Here is a 14,976-nt window from a genome sequence, read left to right as displayed (position 1 = left end):
ATCACTGTTTTATACAATCTACAATATTTATGCTTTCGGCGTCTTGCGTTTACTGCCAAATCCATTTTCCGTGCCGTTCATTAGGCGTTTGATGTTGGACTTGTGCTTCACAATCACAAAAATCGCTACTAGAAGACATGTAATCCAAAGGCCTTCGTTGATCTTTTCCGGCGGGAACGGCAGCTGGAAATAGCCCATCGTTGAAAATGTCGCAAGCGCGACACAGGCGGCAATGCTTCCAACAGAAACATACTTGGACGAAATCGTAAAGACAATCCACACGCCAAAAGCGCTAAGAGCCGTAATCGGGCAAAGTGCAAGAAACACGCCCAGGGCCGCCAAGACGCCCTTGCCGCCACGGAAGCCGGCAAAGCAAGTAAAGCTGTGTCCCAGAATCACAAGTAAGCCTGCAACGAGAGGCACCCAATGGGAGTAGTCGGCTCCACCGGCTGCCACCTGCGCCTCACACATTTTCATGGCAATCCACGGGCCAAAGAAGCCCTTGAGCAAATCCAAGAAAACGACCGGCAAAGCAGGTTTCCAGCCAAGCACGCGGAACGTATTGGTGAGTCCGGCGTTCTTGGAACCGTAATTCCTAATGTCGAACGACTTTCCCTTTGCGATTTTTGCGATCCAGATCGCGCTCGGGATTGACCCCAGCAAGTACGCTATTGGAAGACTCAGTAAACTGTTCAAGATCTTCATCCTTTCTAAGGGTTAATTTCTGGTCGAAGTTCAGGCGGAGGGGTGCACCCTGCAGCTGGAATTCTTCGTAAAACTGTTTGAGCAAGTAACGCTTGTAAGAATCGGCCACCAGTTCCGGTGTGCGAGTTTCGATTGCAATGACCGGAGGCTCCACCATAATCTGGCAAGCGCGGGTGAGTTGCACCACGCGAGCGTTCTGGCTTGGGACAGGATTTTTTTCCAAGAAACTTGCAAAGGCGGTTGCCACACGGTCGCGGCCAAGCACGCGGCGACAGTTGGCATACACCGTCTGAATCGCCTGCACAATGCGGTTCACGCGTTGGCCTTCCTTGGCGCTTGCCGAAATAATCGGCACGTATTCAAGCATCGGCTCGCGTTCAAGCATTTCCTTGACCATGTGGTCGAAGGACTTTTCGGTCTTGTCGGGGTAAATGTCCCACTTATTGAGCACAAGCACTAGGCCCTTGCCCGCCTTGCGAATTTCGGTAATGATGCGGAAGTCCTGGACTTCGAGACCACGAGTGCAGTCGACCATCAAGACCGACACATCGGAGCGGCGAATGCTTTCGAGCGTACGCATGTTGCTGAAAATTTCGACCTCGTCTTCGACCTTCGCCTTCTTGCGAAGTCCTGCCGTATCGGTCACCACGAACTTGACTCCGTCGACCGCAAAGTCGCAGTCAATGGAGTCGCGCGTCGTACCGGGGATGTCGGACACCACGGCACGGTCTTCGTTCAGCAAGCGGTTCAAGAGCGTACTCTTGCCGGCATTCGGGCGACCGAGAATGGCAAAGCGAATCGGACGCTCTTCACGGCGTTCACCGCGAACGGGTGTCGGAAGCACCGTAATGACTTCGTCCATGAGCGAAAGGCAGGCGTAGCCCGTGAGCGCACTGATGGTGCGAGGAAGACCGAAACCAAGCTTCAGGAACTCGTAGCTTTCTTGGCGGTCGGCGCCGTTTTCGCTCTTGTTTGCGACAAGAATCACCTTCTTGTCGAGCTTGCGGACCATGCGGGCAAACTGTTCGTCGAGCTTGGTAATGCCCACGCGGACATCGACCATGAAGAGCACCAAATCGGCCTCTTCGACGGCGTTAAAAATCTGGGTGCGCACGCTATCAGCGAGAACGTCAATGGAATCGTCCGGCAAGAATCCGCCAGTATCGACCACCGTAAATTCATGGCCCTTGTAATTGGCCGTCTGGTAATGCCTATCGCGGGTCACACCGTCGCGGTCAGACACGACTGCGGCACGACGTCCCAAGATTCGGTTAAAGAGCGAGGACTTACCCACATTCGGGCGTCCAACTATACATACGACAGGTAATTTCATTACCTATAAATATAGATAAATAGATGCACCAACAAAAGACTCTCTCTGGGATTTAACATTACATTATCTGTACAGCAAACAAAAATGTATTCTAGACATCAACAGGGTTCTTGGACGCAATACCTTTTTGCTAAATTTGTCGCAAAAATATTCTAGCGGCAAAATGCGCCGGAGGAATTATGCTGTCCATCAAGAACCTTAAAGCAAGTATCGAAGACGGAACCCAGATTTTGAAGGGAATCAACCTGGAAGTCAAACCGGGTGAAGTTCACGCCATCATGGGCCCGAACGGGTCTGGCAAAAGTACACTTTCGAAGGTGATTGCTGGTCACCCCGCTTACACCGTGAACGAAGGTTCCGTGACGCTGGACGGCAAAGACTTGCTCTCGATGGAAATCTGCGACCGCGCCAATTCGGGACTTTTCATCAGCACGCAATACCCCACCGAAATTCCGGGCGTGAACAACGTGGAATTTTTGCAGATGGCGCTCAACTCCAAGCGCGCCTACCTGGGTCTTGAACCGCTCGCCGATGCCGACTTCAAGAAACTTTGCGAAGAAAAAATGGCCATGCTCGAAATGGACGACCGTTACCGCGACCGCGGCGTGAACGACGGCTTTAGCGGCGGCGAAAAGAAGCGCAACGAAATTCTGCAGATGGCGATTCTTGACCCGAAGGTATCGTTCCTCGACGAAACGGACTCGGGCCTCGACATTGACGCTCTCCGCATTGTGGCTCATGGTATCAACCAGATTATGTCGCCCGAAAAGGCGGTTATTCTGGTGACGCACTACCAGAGACTTCTGGACTACATCAAGCCGACTTACGTGCACGTGCTTCGCCACGGCAAGATTATTCTTTCGGGCGGCCCGGAACTTGCGCTGAAGCTCGAAGAACAAGGCTACGACTGGATCGAGGAAAACTAATGGACGCCATTACCCGCATTAAACAATTGGGAATGCCGCGTCGCAATAACGAATTGTGGACGTTTTTCCCAGTCAACAAGATTCCGAATGTACTGGGCGCGGACGGAGATTGCCGCGTCGCTGACGTATGCACCCGCGACGAAGACTTTGCTAGCGAAGACGACTTTGCCGCCCTTTTGCCGATTGCCTGCAACGCCCGTAAACTCGTAAAGACGATTGATGACGGCGAAAACGAAATGGCGATGCTCAAGTGCAACAACGACTTCGGTCGTACCGTCTTGAACATCGGCAAGAACGCGAAGGCAAGCATCGAGATTCTTGACAACAAGGTGATGCACGAAATTTGCGCCGAGCGCTTCGACATCAACGTTGCCGAAGGCGCGGAGCTCGAAATCTTTTTTGCGAACCCCGCAAACGACTTGCCGCTGACCTTTAGGCATTTCGACATCAAGCAGGCTGCGCATTCTACGGTGCGTTTTGCGAATGTTTTGCAAGACGCTGGCATCGGCCGCATCAGTGCCCACATCGAGTTGAACGGCGAAGGCGCCAACTTCGATTACCGCAGCCTGAATATTCTGAAGGGTACAGCCTCCAAGCACCAGCGCCTGACGATTTTGCATAACGCGCCCGAGACCATGAGCACGCAGTTCGTGCGCAATATTCTCGACGAAAACGCTTACGCGAGCTACGACGGTCAAGTGATTGTGGGCAACAGCTGCAGCAAGGTGAACTCGAGCCAGCTGGTGAATACGATTCTCTTAAGCGACGGTCCGAGCGTTTCGGTGAAGCCGGTGCTCAAGATTTACCACGACGATGTGGAATGTACGCACGGCAATACCGTAGGCGAACTCGACAAGGACCAGATGTTCTACCTGACAAGCCGCGGAATTCCCTCCGACAAGGCACGCGAAATGCTTACCAAGGCATTTGCGAAGGAATTGTTCCTGGAATTACCGGATGGACCTGCGAAAAAACGCCTGATGCAGGCGCTTTAATAGCAATTATCATCCCTGACTTGGTCGGGGATTTTTCATTTTTCGTAGACAGTCAACACATCGGGCCCGAGCATAAAGGATTCTCGGGCGACGAGATTCGTCGGCAATTCCGGATAAGTAAGGCCGTCAACGCCGCTAGATTCAAGCGCACGGTCGACCGCCGGGTCTGAGGATTGCCACAAATCGAGGCGGTTCCAGAGACCGCATTTAAAGATTTCTTCTGCAAGGCGGGCACCCGGCTCAACCATGAGGCGGTGCATGCCGCGGGCAGAGAGATTCGCATGCATTTCGTGCCAGTTCGCGACGAAGGATGCGTTACTTAAAGCGACGACTTCAACTGCGAAATTTCCAGCAGCCGGCGCCTCCCCTGCATTCAATTTATCCAGCGCGGGCTGCGGCACGCATGTAAAGACAATGGGTGCCTTGCCTTCTTCTACAGGCGCCAGGAACACGCGAAGGTTCGCAACTTCATCAGCACTAAATTCGTGATGCCCCGCCCAGATGATTTTCACGGGATTGTTCCCTTGGGCAAGGCGCACATCCAGCGAGGGGTTGTCGGCAAGAACGGTGCCTGCGCCCACAAGGATAGCATCGCTCATGGCGCGGAGTTCGTGGTTCCAGCAGTTCGCACCTTGGCCGGTGATTTTGAGCGGTGCATTACGCGCAGTATCCTTTGCACCTCCTACAACCGCCCCCATGTAGCCTTCTTGCGAAATGGCGGATTTTAATTCTACAAAAGTCGTCTTGGTGCGGACAAAGAAATCGTAGGCTTCGAAAAAGCGTTCGATTTCATGAAAGAGCATGCGGGCTTCAGCACGGGCCTCGGCGCGGGTTTCCGGTTCCCCCGCCATAGCAGCCGAATCGCCAGAAAGCACCTTGCAGCCGTCCTGAGAGCAGGAATCGTCCCAGCCGGTATCGGCAATCGCACGTTCGCAAGCCTCCTCACCTTCGAATACCTTGATTCCGGCTTCTTCGAGAATGCTTCGGCTCTTGCCGCGCACCAGCGGATTCGGGTCGGCATGCGCGAAGTAGACTTCCTTGATGCCGGCTTCGATGATTGCCTTTGTGCAGGGGGGCGTGCGGCCATAGTGGCAGCAAGGTTCCAGCGTTACATAGATGGCCGCCCCGCGGGCAAACTCGCCCGCGTCACGCAGCGCCATCACCTCGGCATGGGCATTTCCCGGGCGCTGCGTACGCCCCTTTCCCACAACAATGCCGTCACGAACCACAACCGCACCGACAGCAGGATTCGGGCGACTAATCCCTACAGAAAACAGGGAATGCTCAAACGCAAGTTGCAGATAATTCATACCAAGATGTTCAACACACCTCGAACAAAGCGATAAATGCAGGGAGCACTTTGATAGATTACTTCTTCGGATAAGCAAGATAGCCACCGAGCACATTATACACGCGGGTGTATCCCTGGTCCATCAGGAACTTGGTGGCAATCTCACTGCGGCGACCAGAACGGCAATAAATCAAAAGATCCTTGTCCTTCGGAAGCTCGCCAAAGCGCTGCTTAATTTCACCCAGCGGAATGTTCACGGCATTCTGGGCATAGCCATCGCTCAGTTCAGACGGATTACGAACATCGACATAAATAGCCCCTTCAGCATTCATCTGAATGGCCTTATCCCATTCAACAGACTGAATTCCCACCTTGACAGCAACCGACGACGGTGCCGGAGCAGCCTTAGCGGCAGGCTGTTCTACAACAGGCTTCGGTTGTTCTGCAACCGTTTCGGGTTTCTTTTCTTCACAACCAGCAACCATAAACATGCTGGCAACAGCAAAAAGAATCACTTTTTTCATCATTTCTCCATTTTTAGCTTATTAGTGATATTGAAATCGTTTTCATCTAGCTGCATATAGACCCCAAGGACGCGATGTGTATAGCCATCGGCACGCTTGATTGGCACAGCATTAAACCACAGCAGACGCTTTCCAACACCGAACACGCCTTTCCACGACTTCGAAAGACCTTTTTCAAACACTTCCGAAATAACACCATGGAAGAAAGAAAAATACTTCGGACGGACCACTTCCAAAAGGCGTTTGCCCTCAATTTCCTTGGGCACGGGCTTTCCAAAGGCTAGAGAAAAAGCCTGATTACATCCACAGACCTTGTAGTCCCTATCAATCCAAAACACGCGAATATCTGGGAATGCCAAAGCTGAAGACTGGACGGATTCGTTCACATCGCCTTCATCGACAATCGGATTTTCGAGCTGCAGGTCCAAACGCCTTGCCGACCCGCGGAATACAATTTTTGCATTTTCTTCGGTATAGAGTCTTCCACAGAAAGCGTACCAGTCCAGCCTTCCGTTTTCGCCATTCAAGCGCAGTTTTACACCGCGGCTTTCGCTTGTATTCTGTCCCGTCGCACGGAACTCCACCACACGGGCATTCAAATGCTTGTCAAAAAAGGCGTAGTCTTCTTCGGGCATCATGGAGCGAATATCCTGCACTCCCAGCGACCTAGGAATGGCGCGACCTTCATCGTCCATCAATGGCGACAGGAACGTGAACTTGCGGGTATCAATATCCATCGACCACAAAAAGTCACCCGTATTCTGCAGAAGCATATCCACATTTTCTTTAAGACTGTCGCGTTGGCTTCTCGATTCCACGTCCATCGTCACATTCTTGAGCAAAAGGACCATGTGTACATCGCCACTTTGCTTCTGCATAATAGCCCTGATTTCATACCAATTCAAACCAGCGCCACAATCCTGCGAAAACACGAAGGGAATGTCAGGATAAGAATCCAGTCCCTTCACATACTCCAGGAACCTTTTATATTCCGCATCCGAAAATATCCGCTTGAAGGATTTTTTACGAAGAATCAATTCGTAAAGCGGATCCGTGATATAGGTAGGCGTAGCATCGATCAGCCGACCATCCATCGAAACAATGACCAAAAAGTCGCTCAAGTAACCCGCGAAATTGGAATAGATCTTTTGCTTTTGCAACAAGTTGCGCATCAGCAATAGGGACACCACTAGAGCCGTCACGACTAAGAAGCCGCCAAAAAAGAACGCAATAATGACACCTACGGAAACCTGCATCAAATTACCTTTCCTTCATAATATAGTCTTTTTTCGGACCGTCTTTGAAAGACTCACACCAAACCAGTCCCATATTTGTTCAACAAAGCCATACGTAGCCGCAGCGGACACTCCGCCTAAAAGAAATTCCATCGAGCATCCCACCCCAAAATCAGGAAAGCGATAAGATGACTGAAGCGTCATATACTTAAAACGGATCGCGCTACCTACATCGAACGACTCTCCGTCATATTCAACAAACGAATAGAACCGCCGAGCAAGATCCAAACGAACGGACACCGCATAATCCACCATCAAGTTGTCGGGGTAATCCATCCACGAAAGCAAGCCTGACACCGTCAGGGGGCTCCACAAAAGAGATCCTCCCAACTTGTAACGATTTCCTGTCCACCGGCTTTCGCCTGGAATCCATTCCACCGAAAGCCCGTAGCCCACACCTACGATGTACCAGGAACCGAAAGTGGAAGCATCCCATTCCGAATAAACCTGCCTGTAAATGGAATCGAGCTCCGTATATGAGCCGAAGAACGCCACTCGAAGACCGGGACATTTCCCACCGCATAGTTTTTCCCACCCAAACTCCCCTGCCGCCGCTGCAACATGTTCTTCAGCCCCCAAAACTCGCGCATACGATACACCAAAACCAGGTTCTACAAACCGGGCTGGCGTGGAACGAAATCCTGGCAACCCTGACAACGCCAAGGATCCATTCGGATTTTGAGCAAATTCACCGGGAAGGTCAAATGCATGCGAGACACCCGCCAGCAGCAAAACGCATATCAATAAAAAACACCGCATCCTAGGGCCTCACCAAAATTCCAACAAGTTGCTCGTAACGCCCCACCGACAACGACAAATACACCACCCCAACATGCGTCACGGAATCAAGCGGGACATTCCACCAGACACTCGACTGGGAAGGGACCTCAAACTTCCACTGAGGGCGACCCGTCGAGTCAAGAAGCTTCAGGGATACCGAAGATTCGCTTTCGACATACACCCGCAAAGGCGTTTTTCGCAACCGCAGCACCCGCGAAGAAACCTTGTAGCTAAATGGAGTTTTCATCTGCGAAGGGCCTCTTTTCGCCCCCCCCTGGAACCCAGGTGTGCTCTCACTACGCCCTGTCATCGGGTTGAATCCTGACGGACACTTCACCGTATTCTTATCCCAAGAGACGCTATCTACCACAAATTCACCACGGCATATCGAAATTGATCCTGCCGCATTGTTCAGATACCCCATCGGATACTGAACCAGGCGAACATCGCGAAATCCAAGATATTCCCGCAAAAGGGCGGAATCCCTGGTGAAAATGAGCGTTTCAAAGGGACCGACCGAATCGCGCACAGACTCGCTCCAGGTCACCTTCTTGCCGCAAAAGCGGAAATCACGCATTGCAAGGGAACGCCTTGACGCATTGTAAACTTCGACCCACTCCGGTTCAGGCTCCGCCGGACAATGGTGTATTTCGCTAAAGACAAGCGATAAGAGCGAGTCGGGAACGATCGGTTCCGCCACAAACCCAAGTTCATCGTAAGAATTGATTTCCCCCGGAGTCGGCTCCGCAACCGTCCACACATCGGTTTCCTTAATGCGCTGCAGCGACTTGCCCGGTTTCGGTTTAGGAACTTGTGCAGAGTCAAGACACTCCCCCGCCGAAAGCCGCCAAACCGATTCACGCGAATTCGGAAGCGAGATACTCCCCAGCAAGCCACACGATACGCTATCGAGCGGCGGGCACTGCAAGCTGTCGTGTACCAGCACGAATCGACTCCCTCCTGGGTAAGCAAACCGCAGAGAAGTACGATCTTCAAACAGAACGATCAGGCTATCGGCCTTCGGCTCCAGGACATTATCGTCCAACCCCTGCAGACGAATTTCGACAAATTCGCCTTCCTGGTCGGAAACATCCACCGGATCCGCGAAAAACTCCACAAACTTGGGGCAGGCATAGGCTAAAGTTCCGCACCGAGCTAAGACCATGCAGACAGCAAAAGCACAGCACCAGGAGTGCCGCACAGACAACATTTGAATCAAAATCACCCCCTAGGGGTGGTGCCATCCTTAGCCAGTCAAGCCGGCGCCAAATCTTTCGGACAGCGGCGTTACCCAGGGACCGTCAGTCGACGGTATAGCCGTTAGGCAACATATAGGCAAGCGGGTTTACAGGGGCGTTTCCGACCCAGACCTCGTAATGGAGGTGCGGGCCCACGGAACGTCCGGTATTACCCATATAACCAATCACCTGGTAGCGGTGGACAAACTGGCCCGGGTGAACAATAGACAGCTGCATGTGGCCGTAGCGTGTCTTGATGTTGTTCCCGTGGTCGATCGTCACAAAGTTACCAAAGGTCGAACTCAGCTGAGACACTTCGATTACCCCATCGGCAGAGGCGTAAATCGGAGTCCAGCGTTCGTTAGCGATATCCACACCCTGGTGCATCTTGCCGACTTCTCCCGTCACCGGGTGGATTCGGGGACCAAAAGCCGAAGCGTAGCGGCCATTCGTCGGGGAAATCGACGGAACAAAGCGCCATGCCGACATTTTCTGGTCCATGTACTTGTTCAGGTTGCGGAAAGAAGCGTCATTGTTTGCGAGCTTGCCCTGAATGCGCTGGGCAGTCTCGCCAAGAATCGACATCCGTTCAAAGACTGGGGACGTGTTGCGGAGCAAAAGGGAATCCGCACTGATGGCACCGCCGGTACCCAGTTCCCTGGAAGATTCGTCCTGGGTGGGCAGTCCAAAGCGCGCGTAAAGACGATTTTCGTCGGTAAAGAATGCAGAAGTCGTATTCGCCAGGTAGTCAAGCGTTCCCTGGATTTGGGACATTTCGCGGTCAAGCTTCGCGCGCTCGTTCAACTGGTGGTTCAAGACGCCATCGTAAATGGTCGTCGAGGCCATCTGCACCACGAACAGCAAGACTCCAATCGCCACAAAAATGCGGAGCACCGGCCAGGCCTTGAAGACAAACGCTGGCACATGCAGCGTCACAGACTTCGAAGAGTTCTGGAAGTGGATGGTGGTCTTGTAAAAATTCACGGGCGTAAAAATAGCAAAAAGGGGTCGAAAAACAATGTAAAATAGTGTGAGCGTGGTCAAACCGCCCCCAAACTGCGTTTTTTGGCCAAAAAAACAACATTTCCGGCTATTGCCGCAAGAAAAAAGTAAGAATTTGGGAAACTCATTAAACTTCGTTATCGATGTCGATAAAGGTAGCCGGGATGCCCAGTTCGGCATGGATTTTAGCAGCCAGGGCCCGAACACCGAAGATTTCGGTGCGGTGATGGCCGCAGCTGAGCAAGTTGAAACCCAGTTCTTCACAGGTGATAGGGACCGCTTCCTTGATTTCGCCGGTAACGAAAGCATCGCAGCCGAGAGCGACAGCCTCTTCGATAGCAGGTGCTCCTGCCGACCCGCTGCAGACCGCCACCTTCTTGATCGAAGGTTTCCCATACATCAGGGCATGTTGCACCCCATGTTCAAACACGCCGCAAGCCAGTTCCTCAAACGCTTCGCCGGAAACGGGTTCGGCAAACTCGCCCACAACCCCGATGGTACGCTCCCCTTCGCGGAGGAACCCTTCGATATTTTCGAGGCCAAATTCCTTGGCTATCAGCACGTTGTTCCCCACTTCCATGTGGCCATCGAGCGGCAGGTGGAAGCCGTAAAGCGAGATCCCATTCTGCATCAAGCGGCGCATACGTTCGCCAAATTTGCCCACCAGCCTGCAATTTTCACCCTTCCAGAAGCCGTTCGGGTGATGGACGATAATACAGTCGGCCTTGTTCTCGATGGCGGCATCGATGAGGCGGTCACGGAAAGAGACTCCCGTGACAATTCGCGAGACCTTGTCCGAAGCTTCGACGCAAAGACCGTCGACGCAGTAGTCTTTGAACATTTTCGGTTCAAGCAGGTTATCAAGCCAGGCAGAGAATTCGGAAAGTTGCATAGAAAGCCTCTTTTTTGACTAAAATATAAATATCAAGTGCAGAAGTCGCCGGAGCTACAACCGCCCGAAGCGTCCCTTGAGTTTCGCCAGGGCATCGTCTTCGATGATTTCCTCGGAATCATCGCCCTTACGCTTGAATTTGAGAATTTCAAAATCTTCGAGCATGGCGCAAGACTGCAGGTAAAGTTCCGGGAATTCGGCTTCGTCAGCAGAGAGACGTTCCATTCTCGAAAGAAGGTCGCGCGCCTTTTTCAGCTCGTGGTCCTTCATGAATCGCGCCTTGAGGAAGGGGCGGAACTTTTCGCGGAGCGTGCGCACCGATAATTCGGGCCTTAAGGGAGCCTTGTCTCGGGATAAGGTCGGTGCGCCCGGAATCATCTCGCCCAAAGCGCAAAGCCGCTCGAACAGGGTCGTCTCCTTGTCGGATGCATAAAGAGCGATGATTTTACCGATAGACTTGTGATTCGCCGTGATGACACCGAGGGCGTCGCGTGCATGGTCACCGCCCTGGCGCATGGCGACCGAGAATTCGCGGAGAATGTCCCAGAAGGTAACAAACGCCTCGGCGCCGAGCAGGGCCGACTCGTAAGTCGCACGCACCAAGGCGAGGCGTACCTCGTCATCTTCGCTGCGGGAAGATACCGCAAGATTCTTGAAATCGTTGATTTTCTTGCCGCGGGAGAATTCCAGACCCGAAAAACGCACGCAGCGGTTCGCATCCAGATTGTCCGCAGCAAGAGATTTTAACACCCAAGCCTTGAGGGCCGTCTTGAAGCCATCAGCGTAAAGTCCGCCGGTCTCCAGCAGGTTCAGGCGATCGGTAACGAGCGTATCAGGCTCGGCCGGACCTTCGACCCGCTTGCGGAATGCCTGCCAAAAAGAAGATTCAGCCGGAGTCATGAGGGCCGATTCGCCGAGGCGCCAGCCAAAGCGCATGTCGCCGAGCGCAAAATCGATGCCAAAAGTCACCACCACCGGACGAACCGCGGCGAACAGATTGAAGCTTCCCCATTCGGGGTTGATTTCGCAGGCAAATTTCTCCGGGAAACCAGTCTTGAAAATCTTGGTGTGCAGGCGCAGGTGGTTTTCTTTTTCGGGCGTAACCGTCGGGATGTCGCAATCCAGCTGCTTCATACCGGCGAAGACTTCGTACAAAAGCAGGAGCGGGGCCTTATGCGGATTTTCCTTCAGTTTATCGCAGAAGGCGTCATCGATAAAGGTGCGGCGATTTTCCAACTGTTTCTTAGCGGCCTTCGGCATTTCGCGGATAACCGATTCAGCCATCCATTCGCGCCACTGGTGAATCGAAAGCGCAAGTTTCGCGGGAGTGAGCTGCGGGAGCATGTCATAAGGCAGCTCCAGCGTAATGCCGTCGTATTCCTTGGTCGCATCAAAGACCATCTCGCCCGTAACCATGCGGCAAGAACCGTCAAGACCTTCAACGCGGAACTGTTCAATGGAACCCCCGAGGGCTGGTTCTGGAGCCTTGGCGGATTTTTTCAGCCTCGAGGTATCCTTACCGAAAAAATCAGCCATGGATTGCTTCGCTCCTTCGGAGCTCGCAATGACGTAGCTGTTTTCATTCTGGTCCAGCCAGAATTTCGCGTCAAATTTCAGGAACTGGTCGGTGTGTTCCTTGATGTAGTCCTTGAGCGTCTTGATGGAATTGACACTATGGGCGATGCGCACGTAATAATCCACCAGGGCGTCTTCGCTGGGAGCAAGCCCGAATTGGCGCTTGCGAGCCTCCAAGGCATGCAAGTCTTCGACCACGCGCTCGTTGTGGGTCATGAAGGCGAAGGGGCGCGCCATTTGCCCGAGCACCACCGCCTCGCGCCAGAAAATTTCGGCACATTCGTCGGGATTTACGCGGGCGTAATCCACCCGGTGTCCGCGACTGATGACAAGGCCCCTGAAGCTCACTTCTTCCACCGCCTCGACAAAGCCACGCTCCTGGTTCCACATGGGCGAATACCAGCGGCGGGTGCAAAAGGGTTCAGCCACCTGCATAATCCATTCGGGCTTGATTTCGGCGCCCTTGTTCAAGAAGATGCGGCTTGTCTCGCGGACTTCGGCGCTAAAGAGCCATTCCACACTCTTGCCGTACAAATCGCTACCGGGGAATACATGCGTTTCGCGGCCGCTTACCAGTCGGTAGCAGCCGTTTTCGATATCGCGGCGGGCAATGCCTCCGAGGAATCCCGAAAGGAGCGCGATGTGCAAGTTGTCGGCATGGAAACTATCCAGCGGGCAGACGCGGTTTTCGTATTTCACGTCGAGAATGCGACCGAATTGTTCGTACAGATCGATCCATTCGCGGCAACGCAAAAAATGGAAGCTGAACTTGTCGCAGAATTTGCGCAACTTGTTCCAAGATTTGCCGTCCCATTCGGCGCAGAAGGCATTCCACATGCAAATGTAGGTGAGAAAGTCGCTCTTGTGGCCCGCAAACTTGCGATGCAGCTGACGAATGCGGGTGCGCTCCGGCTCCTCGCCGGGGACCACTCGCGGGTCCTGAATCGAGAGTGCCGAGCAGACAATTAACGCGGGTTGTAGCACTCCCGATTCGCGCGCCCGTAAAAGCACCGCCGAAAGCGCCACGTCCATCGGAAGCCGCGTCATTTCGCGGCCAAGCTTCGTCACATGGCCGCTGGAATTATCCGCGGTCAACGCGCCGAGTTCGAAAAGCGTCTTGTACGCGCCGCGGAATGCCGAATGCGGCGGCGATTGCAGGAACGGGAAGTTCTCCAGCTCCAGCCCGAGGCTTCTGAGTTGCAAAACAACGTTCGCGAGATTACTGCGCCGGATTTCCGGCTCCGTAAACTCGTCTCGCTTCTCGAATTCTTCGGGCGAATAAAGTCTTATACATACGCCAGGCTTTACGCGCCCCGCGCGCCCAGTGCGCTGCCGCGCAGACGCTTTTGAAATTTCTTCGACCGGGAGCCCCTGAATACGCGACTGCGCATTGTACCGCGAAATGCGGGCCATGCCCGTATCCACCACATAGGCAATTCCCGGAATCGTTAAAGAAGTTTCGGCAATGTTTGTCGCAAGCACCACGCGGGTCTTTCCCGTATGCTTAAAGATGCGGCGCTGTTCGTCCGGACTCATGCGGCCATAAAGCGGCAAGATATCGAAACTCGCCGAATCCAATTCGTGGGCAAGCTCCCCCGCTAAATCTTGAATATCGCGTTCCGTCGGCAAAAAACACAGCAAATGGTCGCGATGGCGCGTTTCCAAATCTAAAATCGCATCGCGGGCTTCATCCAGCAAGCCGGAATCACCTTTGCCACTGATATCGCGCCCCAAAACCCTCTCGTCTCTCGTCTGCAGGGCTCTGCCCGTTCTCTCGTCTGAAAAATAATACTCCACATCGACCGGGTACGTGCGACCCTCGGCTTCGAGCACGCAACTGTTGTCGTAAAATTCCTCAAAAAGCTTCGCATCCAGCGTCGCGGAGGCCACAATCAGTTTGAATTCGGGGCGAGCCTGTAAAACCGTCTTGAAAATGCCAAGCAGAATATCGATATTCAGCGAACGCTCATGCGCTTCGTCAATTACAATCGCCGAATACTGGCGGAACAGCCTGTCGCGGCGGAATTCCTGCAACAAAATACCGTCGGTCATCACCTTGATGGGCGCATCACTCTGGCCCTGCTCCCAGAAACGGATCTTGGTGCTGACGAGCATTTCGTCCTTGAGTTCTTCGCGCAGGCGATCGGCAATAGAAATCGCCGCAAGTCGGCGAGGTTCTGTAACGCCGATTTTGAAGGGGTTCTGAGGACGCGCTTCGCGCTCTGAGGTATGGGCTCGGGCTTCGCCCTTTGAGGAATACCACTCCAGCAAAAACTTCGGCAACTGCGTCGACTTGCCGGACCCCGTATCCGCCTTGACAATTACCACCTGATGCTTTTCGAGCAGCTCAAAAAACTCTTCCCGGTGTTCAACTACGGGAAGTTCCGGATACTCTATTTTTATCGAACCCATGGACAATT

At 53.2% G+C, this 14,976-nt stretch carries 12 protein-coding genes; 2 read left to right on the top strand and 10 right to left on the bottom strand.

Annotation, left to right across the window (positions count from 1 at the left end; genetic code table 11):
- Window positions 1–27 precede the first annotated feature (27 nt).
- Both plsY and der read right to left on the bottom strand, forming a co-directional pair.
- On the bottom strand, window positions 28–663 hold the full coding sequence (gene plsY, locus ACKI61_RS14155) for a glycerol-3-phosphate 1-O-acyltransferase PlsY (protein WP_407458312.1): 636 nt from the start codon (window positions 661–663) through the stop codon (window positions 28–30).
- Window positions 596–2,038: a ribosome biogenesis GTPase Der gene (gene der, locus ACKI61_RS14150; RefSeq protein WP_407458311.1), complete on the bottom strand. Its 1,443-nt coding sequence runs from the start codon at window positions 2,036–2,038 to the stop codon at window positions 596–598. Before der ends, plsY begins: the two co-directional genes overlap by 68 nt.
- A gap of 179 nt (window positions 2,039–2,217) precedes the next feature.
- Here der and sufC point away from each other — a divergent pair, with 179 nt between their 5' ends.
- Window positions 2,218–2,964, top strand: a complete 747-nt coding sequence (sufC, locus tag ACKI61_RS14145; RefSeq protein ID WP_088658070.1) for a Fe-S cluster assembly ATPase SufC — start codon at window positions 2,218–2,220, stop codon at window positions 2,962–2,964.
- Window positions 2,964–3,959, top strand: a complete 996-nt coding sequence (locus ACKI61_RS14140) for a SufD family Fe-S cluster assembly protein (RefSeq protein WP_407458310.1) — start codon at window positions 2,964–2,966, stop codon at window positions 3,957–3,959. Before sufC ends, ACKI61_RS14140 begins: the two co-directional genes overlap by 1 nt.
- 35 nt (window positions 3,960–3,994) lie before the next feature.
- Here the strand turns inward: ACKI61_RS14140 and ACKI61_RS14135 are convergent, their stop codons facing one another.
- The 8 genes from ACKI61_RS14135 to hrpA all read right to left on the bottom strand — a co-directional run bounded on the left by ACKI61_RS14135 (window position 3,995) and on the right by hrpA (window position 14,968).
- On the bottom strand, window positions 3,995–5,269 hold the full coding sequence (locus ACKI61_RS14135; RefSeq protein ID WP_407458309.1) for a bifunctional diaminohydroxyphosphoribosylaminopyrimidine deaminase/5-amino-6-(5-phosphoribosylamino)uracil reductase: 1,275 nt from the start codon (window positions 5,267–5,269) through the stop codon (window positions 3,995–3,997).
- A 58-nt stretch (window positions 5,270–5,327) separates the two neighbouring features.
- On the bottom strand, window positions 5,328–5,774 hold the full coding sequence (locus tag ACKI61_RS14130; protein ID WP_407458308.1) for a rhodanese-like domain-containing protein: 447 nt from the start codon (window positions 5,772–5,774) through the stop codon (window positions 5,328–5,330).
- Window positions 5,774–7,030 (bottom strand): hypothetical protein, encoded by a 1,257-nt coding sequence (locus ACKI61_RS14125; RefSeq protein ID WP_407458307.1) that lies wholly within the window; start codon window positions 7,028–7,030, stop codon window positions 5,774–5,776. The genes ACKI61_RS14130 and ACKI61_RS14125 overlap by 1 nt, the downstream gene beginning before the upstream one ends.
- A 15-nt stretch (window positions 7,031–7,045) precedes the next feature.
- Window positions 7,046–7,564: a hypothetical protein gene (locus tag ACKI61_RS14120; RefSeq protein ID WP_407458306.1), complete on the bottom strand. Its 519-nt coding sequence runs from the start codon at window positions 7,562–7,564 to the stop codon at window positions 7,046–7,048.
- 265 nt (window positions 7,565–7,829) lie between these two features.
- A complete protein-coding gene (locus tag ACKI61_RS14115) occupies window positions 7,830–9,068 on the bottom strand; it encodes a lamin tail domain-containing protein (RefSeq protein ID WP_407458305.1) in 1,239 nt (412 codons plus the stop codon).
- 82 nt (window positions 9,069–9,150) lie between these two features.
- On the bottom strand, window positions 9,151–10,071 hold the full coding sequence (locus tag ACKI61_RS14110; RefSeq protein ID WP_407458304.1) for a M23 family metallopeptidase: 921 nt from the start codon (window positions 10,069–10,071) through the stop codon (window positions 9,151–9,153).
- A 145-nt stretch (window positions 10,072–10,216) separates the two neighbouring features.
- Window positions 10,217–10,981, bottom strand: a complete 765-nt coding sequence (locus ACKI61_RS14105) for a Nif3-like dinuclear metal center hexameric protein (RefSeq protein WP_407458303.1) — start codon at window positions 10,979–10,981, stop codon at window positions 10,217–10,219.
- A 54-nt stretch (window positions 10,982–11,035) separates the two neighbouring features.
- Window positions 11,036–14,968 carry an ATP-dependent RNA helicase HrpA gene (gene hrpA, locus ACKI61_RS14100; RefSeq protein ID WP_407458302.1) on the bottom strand — a complete coding sequence of 1,311 codons (3,933 nt, stop codon included), beginning with the start codon at window positions 14,966–14,968 and terminating at the stop codon, window positions 11,036–11,038.
- Between the last annotated feature and the right edge of the window lie 8 nt (window positions 14,969–14,976).

This window comes from Fibrobacter sp. (genome assembly GCF_045601785.1).
Lineage (GTDB): Bacteria > Fibrobacterota > Fibrobacteria > Fibrobacterales > Fibrobacteraceae > Fibrobacter.
Note: the sequence above shows the minus strand (reverse complement) of the source record. Positions and strands in the feature narration are given on the sequence as shown.

What these genes read in the sequence shown, in the direction of transcription:
- ACKI61_RS14105 (WP_407458303.1), bottom strand. Translation starts at nt 10,981, where the DNA reads ATGCAACTTTCCGAATTCTCTGCCTGGCTTGATAACCTGCTTGAACCG.
- ACKI61_RS14135 (WP_407458309.1), bottom strand. Translation starts at nt 5,269, where the DNA reads ATGAATTATCTGCAACTTGCGTTTGAGCATTCCCTGTTTTCTGTAGGG.
- ACKI61_RS14130 (WP_407458308.1), bottom strand. Translation starts at nt 5,774, where the DNA reads ATGAAAAAAGTGATTCTTTTTGCTGTTGCCAGCATGTTTATGGTTGCT.
- hrpA (WP_407458302.1), bottom strand. Translation starts at nt 14,968, where the DNA reads ATGGGTTCGATAAAAATAGAGTATCCGGAACTTCCCGTAGTTGAACAC.
- der (WP_407458311.1), bottom strand. Translation starts at nt 2,038, where the DNA reads ATGAAATTACCTGTCGTATGTATAGTTGGACGCCCGAATGTGGGTAAG.
- sufC (WP_088658070.1), top strand. Translation starts at nt 2,218, where the DNA reads ATGCTGTCCATCAAGAACCTTAAAGCAAGTATCGAAGACGGAACCCAG.
- ACKI61_RS14125 (WP_407458307.1), bottom strand. Translation starts at nt 7,030, where the DNA reads ATGCAGGTTTCCGTAGGTGTCATTATTGCGTTCTTTTTTGGCGGCTTC.
- ACKI61_RS14140 (WP_407458310.1), top strand. Translation starts at nt 2,964, where the DNA reads ATGGACGCCATTACCCGCATTAAACAATTGGGAATGCCGCGTCGCAAT.